The sequence below is a fragment of the Trujillonella humicola genome (genome assembly GCF_046233715.1).
Lineage (GTDB): Bacteria > Actinomycetota > Actinomycetes > Mycobacteriales > Geodermatophilaceae > Trujillonella > Trujillonella humicola.
The window spans coordinates 97,278-112,248 of the sequence record NZ_JBJNRJ010000008.1 but is presented as its reverse complement, the minus strand read 5'-3'; the positions used below and the strand labels follow the sequence as shown (position 1 = coordinate 112,248).

Below are 14,971 nucleotides of genomic sequence, written 5' to 3'. Positions count from 1 at the left end.
ATCCCCACCTCCGAGCAAGGACCACGGTGCTCCCGCCGCTCGCTCGTTCGCGGCGGGCCCCTGCACCGGGGCCGAGGCTGTCGAACCCATCGGCACCGGGTGCCCCGGTGTTGAGCCGAGCCGCAGGACCGCTGCGTGCGGGGCCGGCGCGGCTCAGAGCGGGGCCGTCGCCCCGGAGCCCGCCCGCTCCGGTGCGGGCAGGCGCAGTCCCAGCCGGCCGGCCTCCAGCGAGGCGAGCAGCCGGGTCGCCGCGGGGTCCCCGGCCCGCCAGCTCCCGCCGGTGCCCGGCGGGAGGGCGGCCAGCCGGGGCAGGGGAGCGGTGGCCACCGCCCGCGCGGCGAGGAACGCCAGATCGGCGTCCGGGGCGGCCAGCAGCCGGGAGACCGCCGCGGCCTCCCGCGCCCAGGCCAGCCGCGAGGGCAGCCAGCGCAGGAGCAGCCAGCCCACCGGGAGGACGACGAGGACCACGGCCAGCCAGAAGGCCAGGGTGCCGACGGCGTCCTGGGCCGACCGGCCCGCGCCGCTCACCGAGGCCCCGGCCGAGCCGAGCGCGCCGAACGGCGCCGCCAGCTCGTCGCCGACCACCGGCACGTCCCCGGCGGCCTCGGCCGCGGAACCCATGCTGTCGGCGACCGAGGTGCCGAGGGACTCGACCGCCTCGCCCGGTCCGGCCAGCGCCAGCACCGCGCCGTGCACCGCCCGGGCCACGAGCACCCACAGCACGGCCCAGGCCAGCATGCCCGCGTCCGCGGCGAGCTGGCGCAGCCGCAGAGGGGGATGGTCGGCGTACAGGCGCATGGGGTCCTCCGGGGGAAGGCGTGCGGGTGGCCGGGAGGGGCCAGAGCCATGGTCGGTCACCTGGCGCTCCCGGGCAGATCGGGCAGGGCCCGGCAGACCTGGGAGCATGGAGGGGGCACGAGGACCGTCGAAGCGGCGCCGCGTCGACGTCCGGATGAGGTCCGGGCGAGGTCGGGCGCCTCGTCTGGAGGGCCGTCATGCCGCGCAGCACAGGGCGGGTGCACGAGCTCGCCGCCCGCACGCCCCCCGGCCGCAACCGGGTCGTCGACCTGGTGCGTGCGGCCGCCATCCTGTTCGTCGTCCTCGGTCACTGGCTGGTCGTCGTGGTCCGGTTGGGCGACGACGGCACGCTGAGCGGCGTGAACCTGCTCGGCATCTGGCCGCCGGCGCAGCCGATGACCTGGGTGTTCCAGGTGATGCCGCTGTTCTTCCTCGTCGGCGGCTACGCCGGCGCCGCAGCCTGGATCAGCGCCCGGCGCTCGGGGCAGGACGGGTTGCGCTGGCTGGACGGCCGGCTGCGCCGGCTGCTGCGGCCCACCACCGCCTTCCTGCTCGTCGCCGTCTCCGCGGCCGCGCTCGCCCGGCTGGCCGGCGTCGATCCGGAGCTGGTGGCGACCGCGGGCTGGGTGGCCGGCATCGCGCTGTGGTTCCTCGCCGTGTACCTGGCGCTGACCGCGCTGACACCGCTGGTGGTGCAGGCCGACGAGCGGTACGGGCTCGGGGTCCCGGCGGCACTGGCCGGCGCGGCCGCCGTGGTCGACGTCCTGCGGCTGTCCGCGGGGGTGCCGGCGGTGGAGCTGCTCAACTTCGTCCTGGTGTGGCTGTGCCTGCTGGCCCTGGGGGTCGCGTGGCACAGCGGCCGGCTGACCGGGTCCCCGTGGCCGCCGGCCCTGCTGGCCGGTGGCGGGCTGGCCGTCCTGGTGGGCCTGGTGGCGCTCGGGCCGTACCCGGTCAGCATGGTGAACGTCCCGGGCGACGAGTTCCACAACACCGCACCACCGTCGCTGGCGCTCCTGGCGCTGGGGCTCACCCAGGCCGGGCTGGTGCTGCTCGCCTGCCGGGCGCTGGACCGGCTGGCGCACCGGCCGCGCGTCTGGCTGGCGACGGTGGCGCTCAACGGGGTCATCCTGTCGGTCTTCCTCTGGCACATGGTGCCCGTCGTCGCCGCGGGCCTGCTGCTGTACGGCACCGGGCTGTTCCCGCAGCCCGAGCCCGCCTCCGCGCAGTGGTTCGCGCTGCGGCCGGTGTGGGTGCTCGCCTGCGCCGTGCTGCTCGCGGGCGTCGTGGCGCTGGTGGCCCGGTTCGAGCGGGTGCCACGGCAGCGGCGGCCGCCGCCCTCCTCGGGTGCCCGGCTCGCGGGGGTGGCGCTCGGCGTCGCGAGCTGCTGTGCCGGGCTTGCCCTGCTCACCGTGGACGGGCTGAGCACCGACGGCCCGGCCGGTCTCCCGCTCCCCGGGCTGGCGGCGTACGCGCTGGGGCTCGCAGCGATCACCGCGGCCACCCGTGGCGCGTCGGCACACCGGGGGACCGGGCGGTCCTGACCAGGACCGGCCCGGCGTCGGCCGCGGCCGTGCCTAGACTCCGGCCCGAGCGCTCCCGACCGGGGCGCCACGACCCAGGCCGCTGACCCCGACGACCTCGCCGGTCCCGGCCGGACCGGAGCCGAGGATGCGCGTCGGGGTCCCCCGAGAGATCAAGAACCACGAGTACCGGGTGGCGCTCACCCCCGCCGGGGTGCACGAGCTGACCCGGGCCGGCCACGAGGTGCTCGTCGAGCGTGGCGCGGGGGAGGGCTCCTCGATCCCCGACGAGGACCTGGCCGGCGCCGGGGCGCGGATCGTGGCCGAGGCCGACGACGTGTGGGCCGACGCCGACCTGCTGCTGAAGGTCAAGGAGCCGGTCGCCGAGGAGTACGGGCGGCTGCGGGCCGGGCAGACGTTGTTCACCTACCTGCACCTGGCCGCCTCCCGGGAGTGCACCGAGGCGCTGGTCGCCTCCGGGACCACGGCGATCGCCTACGAGACCGTGCAGACCGCCGACGGCCGGCTGCCGCTGCTGGCGCCGATGTCGGAGGTCGCCGGACGGATGGCCCCGCAGGTGGGGGCGCACGCGCTGGAGCGGGCGCACGGCGGGCGCGGGGTGCTGCTCGGCGGTGCGCCGGGGGTGTACGCGGCCAAGGTCGTCGTCCTCGGGGCGGGGGTGGCCGGGATGAACGCGGCCGCCATCGCCCTGGGGATGCAGGCGGAGGTGATCGTGCTCGACCGCGACGTCGACAAGCTGCGCGCCGCCGACCGCATCTACCAGGGGCACCTGCAGACGGTGACCTCCAACGCCTACGAGGTCGAACGCGCGGTGCTGGACGCCGACCTGGTGATCGGCGCGGTGCTGGTCCCCGGCGCCCGGGCGCCGAAGCTGGTCACCGACGACGTCGTCGCGCGCATGAAGCCCGGCTCGGTGCTGGTCGACATCGCCGTGGACCAGGGCGGCTGCTTCGAGGGATCCCGTCCCACCACGCACGACGCGCCGACCTTCCGCGTGCACGGATCGGTGTTCTACTGCGTGGCGAACATGCCGGGCGCGGTGCCCAACACCTCGACCCACGCGCTGACCAACGTCACGCTCCCCTACGTGCTGACGCTCGCCGGGGAGGGGACGGCGGCGGCGGTGCGGGGCGACCGGGCGCTGGCCCACGGCGTGAACGTGGTGGCCGGGCAGGTCGTCCTGCCCGAGGTCGCCGAGGCCCACGGACTGACCGCCGTCGGCCTGGAGGAGGTGCTCGTCTGACCGGCACGCTGCCTGCTGCTGCCCCCGCCGTCCCGGCGCCCGAGGTCCCGCGTGCGCTCGAGCGCGCGGTCGCCGGCTACCTCGACCACCTCACCGTCGAGCGCGGCCTGGCCGCCAACACCATCACCTCCTACCGCCGCGACCTGCGTCGCTACACGGCGTTCCTCGCCGGCGCGGGTGTGCGCGGGCTGGAGGAGGTGGCCGAGTCCGACGTCGCGGCGTTCCTCGCCGCCCTCCGCCGCGGGGACGACGAGCACCCGCCGCTGTCGGCGACCTCCGCCGCGCGCGCGGTGGTCGCCGTCCGGGGGCTGCACCGCTTCGCCGCCCTCGACGGGCTGGTGCCCGACGACGTGGCCGCGGAGGTCCGCCCGCCGGCTCCGGCGCGGCGGCTGCCCAAGGCGCTGCCGGTCGAGACGGTGGTGGCGCTCATCGAGGCCGCCGGCGCGCTCGAGGGACCGCGCGGCCTGCGCGACCGGGCGCTGCTGGAACTGCTGTACGGCACCGGCGCGCGCATCTCCGAGGTCGTCGGGCTGGCGGTCGACGACCTCGACCGCGGCCAGGCCGCCGTCCGGCTGGCCGGCAAGGGTGGCAAGCAGCGGGTGGTGCCGGTCGGGAGCTACGCACTGCGCGCCGTCGAGGACTACCTCGTCCGAGCTCGGCCGGCTCTGGCGCTCGCCGGCACGGCGCGCGGCCGCGCCGGTGCGCTGTTCCTCAACGCCCGGGGCGGGTCGCTGTCGCGGCAGAGCGCCTGGTCGATCCTGCGCACGGCCGCCGAACGGGCCGGGATCCCGGTCGAGGACGTCTCGCCGCACACCCTGCGGCACAGCTTCGCCACGCATCTGCTCGACGGCGGCGCGGACGTGCGGGTGGTCCAGGAGCTGCTCGGGCACGCGTCGGTGACGACGACGCAGGTGTACACGCTGGTGACCGTCGACCGGCTGCGCGAGGTGTACGCGACCAGCCACCCGCGAGCGTTGACCTGACAACGGCCAACGGCCCTCTCTGACAACTCTCGTCGGTTGGGTCCGGGCGGTGATGCAGCTGTGTTGTCATCACTAGACATCCGGGCCGCGGTCTCGGCGTGCCTCCTGGGTGATCGCTCCCCGACTCCCTACCGTCGGGTCACCCGAGCGGTGGGGAAGACCGCATCCGGCGCGCCGCGCCGGTCCGGGCCGGAGCTGGAGGCGACACCGACCATGGCGATCCGAGGGGACGCGGCCCCCGCCGTCGCGCGCCCGCGCGACATCGAGCCCGACCCGGGCGGTGAGGTCATGGGCGGGGCCGCCTCGAAGCAGGACCCGGCCCGCGCCCGCCAGCGCCCGCTGCCCGAGCCCCGGCCGCTCACCCAGCACGGCCCCGCGCGCGTCATCGCGATGTGCAACCAGAAGGGCGGCGTCGGCAAGACGACGTCGACGATCAACCTCGGCGCGGCGCTGGTCGAGCACGGCCGCAAGGTGCTGCTGGTGGACCTCGACCCGCAGGGCGCGCTCTCGGTGGGCCTCGGCGTGCCGGCGCAGCACCTCGACCGCACGATCTACAACGCCCTCATGGAGCGGCGCACCAGCCTCGCCGACGTCCGAGTGCCCACCGACATCCCGGGCCTGGACCTCGTGCCGAGCAACATCGACCTCTCGGCGGCCGAGGTGCAGCTGGTCAGCGAGGTGGCCCGCGAGCAGACGCTGCTGCGCGTGCTCGCCGACGTGCGCGACGAGTACGACTACGTCCTCATCGACTGCCAGCCCTCGCTCGGCCTGCTGACCGTGAACGCCCTCACCGCCGCGCAGGGCGTCATCATCCCGCTGGAGTGCGAGTTCTTCTCCCTGCGCGGCGTGGCGCTGCTCGTGGACACCATCGAGAAGGTCAAGGAGCGGCTCAACCCCGAGCTGGAGATCTCCGGGATCCTCGCCACGATGTACGACACCCGCACGGTGCACTGCCGCGAGGTGTTCAGCCGGGTGGTCGAGGCCTTCGGCGACACCGTGTTCCAGACCGTCATCCACCGCACCGTGCGATTCCCCGAGACGACCGTCGCCGGCCAGCCCATCACCACCTGGGCGCCGACGTCGTCGGGCGCCGCGGCCTTCCGCGACCTGGCGAAGGAGGTCATCGCACTGTGACACGGCGTCCCGTCCTGCCCGGCGCCTCCGAGCTGTTCCGGCGCACCGACACCCCGCCGGCGGCCGAGGTCACCGAGCTGCCCAGCGTCGCGGCGACCACGAGTTCCCCGGCGCTGCGCAGCCCGGCCGCCGCGCCGCGGCGCACCGCGTCGGTGCCCGGCGTCGAGGAGGCCATCCCCGGGCTGACCCTGGTCCCGGCCGGCGCCGACGCCGACCCGCTGGCCTCCTACCGGACGTCGGCCCCGCCCGCGCCGACCCTGGCCCCCCAGGCGCCGCGGACCCGCGGGAAGGCCGTGCGCGCGGAGCGGACGAAGCACGACGAAAAGATCACGGTCTACATCTCGGCCGACGAGCTGCTGGCCCTGGAGAGCGCGCGGCTCACCCTGCGCGCGCAGCACGGGGTGGCCGCCGACCGCGGCCGGATCGTGCGCGAGGCCATCGCGGTGCTGCTGGCCGACCTCGCCGAGTCCGGCGAGGACTCGGTGCTGGTCCGCCGGCTGAAGGGTCGCTGACCGCGTCGACGTCGTGCGGACAGGTGCGGTCCGCGCCTGCCGGCCTGCACCCCTGCGCACGCCGACCGGTCATTAGGGTCGCTCCCGTGACCGAGGAGCGGGCGGCCGGGCGGTTCACCGTCCGGCTGACCAACTTCGAGGGCCCGTTCGACCTGCTCCTGCAGCTGATCGCCAAGCACCGCCTCGACGTCACCGAGATCGCGCTCTCCCAGGTCACCGACGAGTTCATCGCCCACCTGCGCGCGCTCGGGAACGAGCTGGACCTCGACCAGGCCAGCGAGTTCCTCGTCGTCGCCGCGACCCTGCTCGACCTGAAGGCCGCCCGGTTGCTGCCCGCCGCCGACGTCGAGGACGAGGACGACCTCGAGCTGCTCGAGGCCCGCGACCTGCTCTTCGCCCGGCTGCTGCAGTACCGCGCCTACAAGGAGGCCGCCGCGTTCCTCCGCGAGCGAGAGGCCGGCGCTGTCCTCCGCTACGGCCGCGACGCCGGACCCGACCCCCGGTTCGCCGAGCAGACGCCCGAGGTGCTCCTCGGCGTGACGCCGGAGCAGTTCGCGGCGCTGGCCACCCGCGTGCTCACCCCCCAGGCGCCGCCGACGGTCGGCGTCGGCCACCTGCACGCGCCGCCGGTCAGCATGGCCGAGCAGCTGCTCGCCGTCCGCAACCGGCTGGCGGAGGCGGGGACGGCGAGCTTCCGCGCGCTGACGGCGGACTGCGAGCACACCCTCGAGGTGGTCGCCCGCTTCCTCGCGCTGCTGGAGCTCTACCGTCAGCAGCGGGTGGTCTTCGACCAGCTCACGCCGCTGGGCGAGCTGCACGTGCGGTGGGTGGGCGCGACGCTGCCCGTGCCGCCGGGCGAGGACGGCGGGACCGACGGGGAGGAGGACCGGTGAGCGAGGAGGAGCGGCGGCCCGTCTCCTGGGACGCCCTGGCCGCCGAGCTCGCCGCGACCCGGGAGGTGGCCGAGGACCGGGACGAGGACCCCGCCGTCTGGGACGCCGTGGCCGCCGAGCTGGCCGCGCGCGTCGCCGAGCGACCGCCCCCCCAGGCGGAGGAGCCGCCACCCGTGCCGGTCGAGGAGGCGCTGCTGCCCCTGCCGGGCATGCCCGAGCCGGAGCCGGAGCCGGAGCAGGAGCGGGAGCCGGTCGAGGAGGTGGACCCGGCGACGCTGCGGGGCGGGCTCGAGGCCCTGCTGTTCGTGCTGGACGGCCCGGTGGACGAGGAGACGCTGGCGGCGTCCCTGCGCTGCCCGGTCGACCGGGCCCGGCGGGCGCTGGCCGAGCTGGCCGAGGACTACGACCGCCGCGGCGCCGGCATCACCCTGCGGCAGGTGGGCGAGGGCTGGCGCCTCTACACCCGGGAGGAGCACGCCGGGGTCGTCGAGCGCTACCTCGGCCACGGCCGCGGCAGCCGCCTCACCCAGGCCGCGCTGGAGACCCTCGCCGTCATCGCCTACCGGCAGCCGGTCACCCGGGCGCGGATCGCCGCGATCCGCGGCGTGGGGGTCGACGGCGTGATGCGCACGTTGCTGGCCCGCGGGCTGGTGCACGAGGTGGGCAGCGACCCCGACTCCGGCGGGGGCCTCTACGGCACCACGCCGTTGTTCCTCGAGCGGCTCGGGCTCGCGAGCCTGACCGAGCTGCCCGACCTGGGGCCGCTGCTGCCGGAGACGGCGTCCCTCCTCCTCGAGCACCCCGACGCGCACTGACGCCGTCCTCTCCCCACCGGGGGCAGAACTGCACTTCTGCCCCGTGCAGAAGTGCACTTCTGCCCCGTGCAGAAGTGCACTTCTGCCCCGTGCAGAAGTGCACTTCTGCCCCGTGCAGAAGTGCAGTTCTGCCCAGTGCAGAAGTGCAGTTCTGCCCGGTTGCGAGCGGCGGAGACCCGGAGGTCGACCTCAGTCGCCCCAGAGGACGCCGGTCAGGAGCAGCACCCCGACGACGACGAAGGCGCCGCCCGCGAGCCGGCCGCGCCAGAGGTGGAAGGCGCGGGCACGGTCGGACCAGACGCCCGCGGCGCCGAGGCGATCGCGGGCCGCGGCGTTGTCGGGGGAGTGCTCCCACACCAGCCGCCGCGACAGGAGCACCAGGGCGACGCCCATGACCGCGAGCACCAGACCCATGACCTGCTCCGTGCGCACGCCGGGATCCTCCCGCACGCGGTCGGGAGGACCGCGGCCGGAGTGGGAGACTGGCGCGGATGGACGCCCCGCGCACGGACGACGAGACCCCCGACCAGCTGCCCACCGAGCCACCGGCCACGGGGGGCGGGGAGGGCTGGTCGGAGGAGATGGAGCTCGCCCCGGCGCACCCGGGCGACCGCGCCCCCGGGCCCGGGGCCGGCCACCCCGAGGGGGAGCGGCTGCAGAAGGTCCTGGCCCGCGCCGGCGTCGGCTCGCGGCGGGTGTGCGAGGACATGATCGAGGCGGGCCGGATCAGCGTGAACGGTGCCGTGGTCGGTGTGCAGGGCATGCGGGTGCACCCCGACTCCGACCACATCGCCGTCGACGGCGTCCGCCTGGAGCTGCGTGACGACCGCGTCACCTACGCGCTCAACAAGCCCGCCGGGGTCATCACCGCGATGAGCGACGACCGCAACCGGGCGACCGTCGGCGACATGGTGGGCGACCTCGCGCCGGGGCTGGTGCACGTCGGCCGGCTGGACCAGGACACCGAGGGCCTGCTGCTGGTCACCAACGACGGCGAGCTCGCCCACCGGCTGGCCCACCCCTCCTACGAGGTGAAGAAGACCTACCTGGCGCAGGTCTCGGGCTCGGTGCCGCGCGACCTCGGCAGGCGGCTGCGCCGGGGCGTGGAGCTCGAGGACGGCCCGGTGGCGGTCGACTCGTTCACGGTCGTGGACACCCACGCCGGCCAGTCGGTGGTCGAGGTGGTGCTGCACGAGGGGCGCAAGCACATCGTCCGGCGGCTGCTGGCCCACGTGGGGCTGCCGGTGTCGCGGCTGACCCGCACCGCGATCGGCCCGGTGAAGCTGGAGCGGATGCGGGTCGGCTCGATCCGCCGGCTGACGCGGGGCGAGGTCGGCCGGCTCAACGAGCTCGTCGGGTTGTGACCCGGCCGCCGGCTCAGCCCAGGGGAGCGATCCCCCAAGTGCCGGTGGCCGACTCGCCGGGCTCCAGCCGGCGCACCCCCTCGCCGGTGGCGAAGGCGTTCGGCGGGCAGGTCATCGGCTCCACCGCCAGACCGCGGCGGCGCCGGTCCCGGCGCATCGCGTCGCCGGTGTAGAGCTGGAGCCAGCCGTAGGCGTCGTTCAGCCACACCGCCGCGCCGGTTCCGTCGGGACCGGTGAGCCGCACGTGCGCGAGGCCCCGGTCGTCGCGGGCCAGGTCGGTGAAGGCGGTGTCGAGGACCAGGCCGCCGATCCGGCGCCCGGCGCGCAGGTCCACCTCCGTCCCGGCCACCGGGGAGGCGCCGGTGGGGATGCCGCGGGCGTCGGTGTCCAGCCGGGTGGCCGCGGGGACGACGAGCGTGCACTCGTCCAGCAGCCGGCCCGGCCCGGCCGACAGGTAGGGGTGGTGACCCTCGCCGTAGGGCAGCGGCACCTCGCCCTCGTTCGTCGCGGTGGTGGTCACCCGCAGCCCCGCCTCGCCGAGCTCGTAGGCCACCTGCACCCGCAGCGTGAAGGGGTACCCCGGCTGCGGGTGCAGCAGGTGCTCGAGCGCCACGCGGTCGCGGGCCCGGTCGACCGGCGTCCAGGCCACGAACCGCAGCAGGCCGTGGATGGCCGTCGCGCGGGCCGGCTCGGTCAGGGCCAGTTGGTGCTCGACGCCGTCCCAGCGGTACCGGCCGTCGGCGATCCGGTTGGGCCAGGGCGCCAGCACGTGGCCCCGGCTGCCCTCGTCGGCGGTCTCGGTGACGGCGTAGCCGTCGAGCAGCTCGCGGTCGCCGTGCCGGTAGCCGCGCAGCCCGCCCCCGACCTCGACCACGGTCACGGTGGCGTCGCCGGAGGCGAGGACGAACTGCTCCCCGGTGGGTGGGATCGGCACGGGCAGCTCCTCGGGGACGCCGGGCGGGGGTGGCGGCCGACGGCGGCGACCGCCCCCGGACCGGTCGAACCTAGACTCGACCGGGCCCCGTCGTCCGCGGGCCCCGCGAGCCGTCCGGCCGTGAGCACCGCAGCGAGGAACGAGCGAGGACCGGAGCGGCCGCGCAGCCGATCCCCTGTCCGAGCACGAACGAGGAGTGTGCATGGCCGTCCGAGCCATCCGGGGCGCGACGCAGGTCGACGCCGACGACCGGGACGAGGTGCTGGCGGCCACCCGCGAGCTGGTGAGCACCGTGATGGAGCGCAACGGCCTCGACAGCGAGCAGCTCATCAGCATCCTGTTCACCGCCACCCCCGACCTGGTGTCGGAGTTCCCCGCGCTGGCCGCCCGCGAGCTCGGCCTCGGGGATGTGCCGCTGATGTGCGCCACCGAGATCGACGTGCCGCACGCGCTGCCGCGGGTGCTCCGGCTGATGGCGCACGTGGAGACCGACCGGGCGCGGGCCGACATCGCCCACGTGTACCTGCGCGGCGCGACCGCCCTCCGCCGGGACATCGCACAGTGAGCACCGGTTTCCGCGGGCAGGTGACGCTCGACGGGCCCTCGGGCACCGGCAAGTCCAGCGTCGCGCGTGCCGTCGCCGCCCGGCTCGGCGCCGCCTACCTGGACACCGGCGCGATGTACCGGGCGGCGACCGTCGCCGTCCTGGACGCCGGGGTCGACCCAGAGGACGCCGCGGCGGTGGCCGCCGTCGTCGCCGGCGCGCGGATCGAGGTGGGGACGGCGGCCGGCACCGAGCTGGTGCGGGTGGACGGCGTCGACGTCGCGGTGCGCATCCGCGGCGCCGAGGTGACCCGCGCGGTGTCGGCGGTCTCGGCGGTGCCCGCGGTGCGCCGGCAGCTGGTCGACCAGCAGCGCTCGCTGGTGGCCGCCGCGGACGCCGTGGTGGTGGAGGGCCGCGACATCGGCACCGTGGTCCTGCCGGACGCGACCTGCAAGATCTACCTGACCGCGGCGCCCGAGGCCCGCGCCGAGCGGCGCGCCCTGCAGCTGGGCCTGACCGAGCCCGCGGAGGTCGCCGACCTCGCCGCCGACCTGCGCCGCCGCGACGAGTACGACAGCAGCCGCGCGGACAGCCCGCTGCGACCGGCAGCCGACGCGATCGTCGTCGACAGCACCGACCTGGACCGCGGCCAGGTGGTCGACCGGGTGGTCGAGCTGGCGCACGAGTCGGTGGGGGTGGCGCGGTGACCGAGGAGGGGACCGGCGCGCCGCTGCCGGTCGTGGCGGTCGTCGGACGGCCCAACGTGGGGAAGTCGACGCTGGTGAACCGCGTGCTGGGCCGGCGCGCCGCCGTCGTCCAGGACGTGCCGGGCGTGACCCGCGACCGGATCTCCTACGAGGCGCTGTGGAACGGCAAGCGGTTCACCGTGACCGACACCGGCGGCTGGGACCCCAAGGCCGAGGGGCTGGGCGCTTCCATCAGCCGGCAGGCCGAGTTCGCGATGCGCACCGCCGACGTGATCGTGCTCGTCGTCGACAGCTCGGTCGGTGCGACCGACACCGACCTGGCCGCGGCGCGGATCCTGCGCCGCAGCGACCGGCCGGTGATCCTCGTGGCCAACAAGGTCGACGACGAGCGCAGCGAGGCCGGCGCGGCCGAGCTGTGGTCGCTGGGGCTCGGGGAGCCGCAGCCGATCAGCGCGCTGCACGGCCGGGGCGCCGGTGACCTGCTCGACATGATCCTCGACGCGCTGCCCGAGGCGCCGCGCGAGCAGGAGCACGAGGGCGGCCCCCGCCGGGTGGCGCTGGTCGGCCGGCCGAACGTGGGCAAGTCGAGCCTGCTCAACCGGCTGGCCAAGGAGGAGCGGTCGGTCGTCGACTCGGTCGCCGGCACCACCGTGGACCCGGTCGACTCGATCATCACCCTCGGCGGGGAGGAGTGGCGGTTCGTCGACACCGCCGGACTGCGCCGCAAGGTCAACACCGCCAGCGGCATGGAGTACTACGCCAGCCTGCGCACCGAGGCCGCGATCCAGGCCGCCGAGGTCGCCGTCGTCCTGCTGGCCGCCGACGAGGTGATCAGCGAGCAGGACCAGCGCGTCATCACCCAGGTCATCGAGTCCGGCCGGGCGCTCGTGATCGCGATCAACAAGTGGGACCTGCTCGACGAGGACCGCCACCACCAGCTCGAGCGCGAGGTCGAGCGCGACCTCGCCCGCGTGCGATGGGCCGGCCGGGTCAACATCTCGGCCATGGGCGGGCGGGGCGTGGGCAAGCTCGCCGACCACCTGCGGGCGGCGCTGGCCTCCTGGGAGACGCGCGTCCCGACCGCGGAGCTCAACCAGTACGTGCGCGCCCTGGTGCAGGAGACGCCACCCCCGGCGCGCGGCGGCCGGGCGCCGAAGATCAAGTACGTGACGCAGGCCGACGTCCGGCCGCCGCGGTTCGTCGTCTTCTCCACGGGTTTCCTGGAGGCGGGCTACCGCCGCTTCCTGGAGCGCAAGCTGCGCGAGAGGTGGGGCTTCGCCGGCACGCCGATCGAGATCTCGGTCAAGGTGCGCGAGGGCCGGGAGAGCGAGCGGCGCAAGAGCCTCTGACCGGGCGGCGATGACTTCCGCGGCCGGGGCGGGTCGAGTACGACGAGAACCACCGATCGCGCCCGGGAGGCAGTCATGACCGCACCGCAGACGTCCACGCTCGAGGTCCCCGGGGCGCTGCTCGCCTACGACGTCCGCCCCGGGGACGGGTCCTCGGCCGAGCCGCCGCTGCTCGTCCTCGGCTCGCCCATGGCGGCGTCGGGTTTCGGCACGGTCGCCGGGATGTTCCCCGAGCGGACCGTGGTCACCTACGACCCGCGCGGCGCCGAGCGCAGCCGGCGGACCGACGGCGCGGCGGTCTCCACACCCGAGGAGCACGCCGAGGACCTCGCCCGGCTCGTCGAGGCGGTCGGCGGCGGACCGGTCGACGTGCTGGCCACCAGCGGGGGAGCGATCAACGCGTTGGTGCTGGTCTCGCGGCGCCCGGAGCTCGTCCGCACCCTCGTGGCCCACGAGCCGCCCGCGGTCGCGCTGCTGCCGGACCGCGAGGAGGCCACGGCCGCCTGCCGGCACGTGTCGCAGACCTACCAGCGGTCCGGCTTCGGCGCCGGCATGGCGGAGTTCATCCGGCTGGTCATGCACGCCGGCCCGATCCCGGCGGACTGGGCCGACACCCCCGCCGACCCGGCGGCGTTCGGGCTGCCGACCGAGGACGACGGCTCCCGGGACGACGTCCTGCTCGGGCAGAACATGGACACCAACCCCGTGCACGAGTTCGACCTCGACGCGCTGCGGGCCGCGTCCACGCGCATCGTGCCGGCCGTGGGGGCCAACTCGGCCGGGACGCTCGCACACCGCGGCGGGGAGGCCGTGGCGCAGGCGCTGGGGACGGCCGCCGTGGTGTTCCCCGGCGACCACGGCAGCTGGACCGACGGCGGCCACGGCGACCCGGCCGACGCCACGGCTTTCGCCGCGCGGCTGCGCGAGGTGCTCGGCGTCGGGATGATGCGTGAGGCACCGGTCGGGGGCTGACCGGCCGCCGCCCCGGCGCGGGGACGGACGGCCGGTGCGGTAACCTGCTCAGGCAGCGAACGGGTGCGTGCGAACCACCCGCCGCTCGGGCTGTAGCGCAGCTTGGTAGCGCACCTGACTGGGGGTCAGGGGGTCGCAGGTTCAAATCCTGTCAGCCCGACAGTGTGATGTCGTACGACGGAGGCGGGTCGCCCGGGTGGGCGGCCCGCCTCCGTCGTCCCGGTGCCGGGTGGACAGCACCGGAGCACGGTCCCGCGCGGGGGCTCAGCGGGCGTAGGGGAAGAAGCCCCGGCCGGTCTTGCGGCCCAGCAGGCCTGCGTCGACCATCCGCAGCAGCAGCGGGGGAGGCGCGTAGAGCGGCTCCTTGAACTCCTCGTACATCGACTGGGCCACCGCGGCGGTGGTGTCGAGCCCGATCAGGTCGGCGAGGGCGAGCGGACCCTGCGGGTGCGCGCAGCCCTGCACCATGCCGGCGTCGATGTCCTCGGCCGTGGCGAAGCCCGACTCCAGCATCCTGATCGCCGACAGCAGGTACGGGATCAGCAGCGCGTTGACGATGAACCCGGCGCGGTCCTTGGACCGGATCGTGGTCTTGCCGAGCCGCTTCTCCGCGAAGTCGGTCACCGCGAACAGCGTCTCGTCCGAGGTGAGCAGGCTCGCGACGACCTCCACCAGCGGGAGGACCGGCGCCGGGTTGAAGAAGTGGACGCCGACCACGCGCTCGGCCCGTCCGGTGACGCTGGCCATCTTCACCAGCGGGATGGACGACGTGTTCGACGCCAGGATCGCCTCCGGGCGCAGGATCGCGTCCAGGCGGCGGAAGAGGTCGAGCTTGAGGTCCTCCACCTCGGGCACGGCCTCGATGACGAGGTCCGCCGACGCGGTGGCCTCCAGGTCGGTGACCACGTCGATCCGCTCGAGCGCGCGCCCGGCCTCCTCACCGGAGAGCCGGCCGGCGCGCGTGGCGCGCTGCACCGATGCCTCGATCCGCGACCGGCACCGGTCCACGCTGCCCGGGTCGGCCTCCACCAGGACGACCGAGCTGCCGGCGCGGGCGCAGACCTCCGCGATGCCGGCGCCCATCGTGCCGCCCCCGATGACCCCTACGCGGTCCATGCGTCTCCTCGTGCTCGTGTACGTGGACGTCCACGCATCTCGCCGGGGAATTTACCTGGACGTCCA

The 14,971-nt window shown here is 75.5% G+C and carries 16 protein-coding genes and 1 tRNA gene; 13 read left to right on the top strand and 4 right to left on the bottom strand.

The features are described 5' to 3' along the window. Positions 1-153 precede the first annotated feature (153 nt). Complete coding sequence (locus ACK586_RS06865; RefSeq protein WP_409329714.1) at positions 154-798, bottom strand: hypothetical protein; 645 nt, start codon at positions 796-798, stop codon at positions 154-156. Between the two features lie 197 nt (positions 799-995). Here ACK586_RS06865 and ACK586_RS06860 point away from each other — a divergent pair, with 197 nt between their 5' ends. The 7 genes from ACK586_RS06860 to scpB all read left to right on the top strand — a co-directional run bounded on the left by ACK586_RS06860 (position 996) and on the right by scpB (position 7,919). Next, the gene (locus ACK586_RS06860; protein WP_409329713.1) at positions 996-2,339 is read left to right on the top strand and encodes an acyltransferase family protein; all 1,344 of its coding nucleotides are present in this window, start codon (positions 996-998) and stop codon (positions 2,337-2,339) included. Between the two features lie 127 nt (positions 2,340-2,466). Beyond that, the gene (gene ald / locus ACK586_RS06855) at positions 2,467-3,582 is read left to right on the top strand and encodes an alanine dehydrogenase (protein ID WP_409329712.1); all 1,116 of its coding nucleotides are present in this window, start codon (positions 2,467-2,469) and stop codon (positions 3,580-3,582) included. After that, entirely contained in the window at positions 3,579-4,565 is a 987-nt protein-coding gene (gene xerD, locus ACK586_RS06850; protein ID WP_409329735.1) for a site-specific tyrosine recombinase XerD, read from the top strand. The genes ald and xerD overlap by 4 nt, the downstream gene beginning before the upstream one ends. Positions 4,566-4,778: 213 nt before the next feature. Next, positions 4,779-5,699, top strand: coding sequence for a ParA family protein (locus ACK586_RS06845; RefSeq protein ID WP_409329711.1), 921 nt, complete (start codon positions 4,779-4,781; stop codon positions 5,697-5,699). After that, entirely contained in the window at positions 5,696-6,211 is a 516-nt protein-coding gene (locus ACK586_RS06840) for a hypothetical protein (protein ID WP_409329710.1), read from the top strand. The genes ACK586_RS06845 and ACK586_RS06840 overlap by 4 nt, the downstream gene beginning before the upstream one ends. 86 nt (positions 6,212-6,297) lie before the next feature. Next, complete coding sequence (locus tag ACK586_RS06835) at positions 6,298-7,104, top strand: segregation and condensation protein A (RefSeq protein ID WP_409329709.1); 807 nt, start codon at positions 6,298-6,300, stop codon at positions 7,102-7,104. Next, on the top strand, positions 7,101-7,919 hold the full coding sequence (gene scpB / locus ACK586_RS06830; RefSeq protein ID WP_409329708.1) for an SMC-Scp complex subunit ScpB: 819 nt from the start codon (positions 7,101-7,103) through the stop codon (positions 7,917-7,919). Before ACK586_RS06835 ends, scpB begins: the two co-directional genes overlap by 4 nt. A 189-nt stretch (positions 7,920-8,108) precedes the next feature. Here scpB and ACK586_RS06825 read toward each other — a convergent pair whose 3' ends face one another. Next, positions 8,109-8,351: a hypothetical protein gene (locus ACK586_RS06825; RefSeq protein ID WP_409329707.1), complete on the bottom strand. Its 243-nt coding sequence runs from the start codon at positions 8,349-8,351 to the stop codon at positions 8,109-8,111. A gap of 59 nt (positions 8,352-8,410) precedes the next feature. Here ACK586_RS06825 and ACK586_RS06820 point away from each other — a divergent pair, with 59 nt between their 5' ends. Next, the gene (locus tag ACK586_RS06820; protein WP_409329706.1) at positions 8,411-9,283 is read left to right on the top strand and encodes a pseudouridine synthase; all 873 of its coding nucleotides are present in this window, start codon (positions 8,411-8,413) and stop codon (positions 9,281-9,283) included. 13 nt (positions 9,284-9,296) lie between these two features. Here ACK586_RS06820 and ACK586_RS06815 read toward each other — a convergent pair whose 3' ends face one another. After that, a complete protein-coding gene (locus ACK586_RS06815) occupies positions 9,297-10,217 on the bottom strand; it encodes an aldose 1-epimerase family protein (protein WP_409329705.1) in 921 nt (306 codons plus the stop codon). Positions 10,218-10,419: 202 nt separating this feature from the next. On the opposite strand from ACK586_RS06815, the gene aroH reads away from it, so the two are divergent. From aroH to ACK586_RS06790, 5 genes are all read left to right on the top strand, one after another. Continuing rightward, on the top strand, positions 10,420-10,782 hold the full coding sequence (aroH, locus tag ACK586_RS06810; RefSeq protein ID WP_409329704.1) for a chorismate mutase: 363 nt from the start codon (positions 10,420-10,422) through the stop codon (positions 10,780-10,782). Next, the gene (gene cmk, locus ACK586_RS06805) at positions 10,779-11,468 is read left to right on the top strand and encodes a (d)CMP kinase (protein ID WP_409329703.1); all 690 of its coding nucleotides are present in this window, start codon (positions 10,779-10,781) and stop codon (positions 11,466-11,468) included. The genes aroH and cmk overlap by 4 nt, the downstream gene beginning before the upstream one ends. Then, a complete protein-coding gene (gene der / locus ACK586_RS06800) occupies positions 11,465-12,817 on the top strand; it encodes a ribosome biogenesis GTPase Der (RefSeq protein ID WP_409329702.1) in 1,353 nt (450 codons plus the stop codon). The genes cmk and der overlap by 4 nt, the downstream gene beginning before the upstream one ends. Positions 12,818-12,892: 75 nt before the next feature. After that, entirely contained in the window at positions 12,893-13,789 is an 897-nt protein-coding gene (locus ACK586_RS06795; RefSeq protein ID WP_409329701.1) for an alpha/beta fold hydrolase, read from the top strand. Positions 13,790-13,875: 86 nt separating this feature from the next. Beyond that, positions 13,876-13,949: transfer RNA gene (locus tag ACK586_RS06790), tRNA-Pro, on the top strand. A 104-nt stretch (positions 13,950-14,053) separates the two neighbouring features. Here ACK586_RS06790 and ACK586_RS06785 read toward each other — a convergent pair. Then, the gene (locus ACK586_RS06785) at positions 14,054-14,905 is read right to left on the bottom strand and encodes a 3-hydroxybutyryl-CoA dehydrogenase (protein ID WP_409329700.1); all 852 of its coding nucleotides are present in this window, start codon (positions 14,903-14,905) and stop codon (positions 14,054-14,056) included. Between the last annotated feature and the right edge of the window lie 66 nt (positions 14,906-14,971).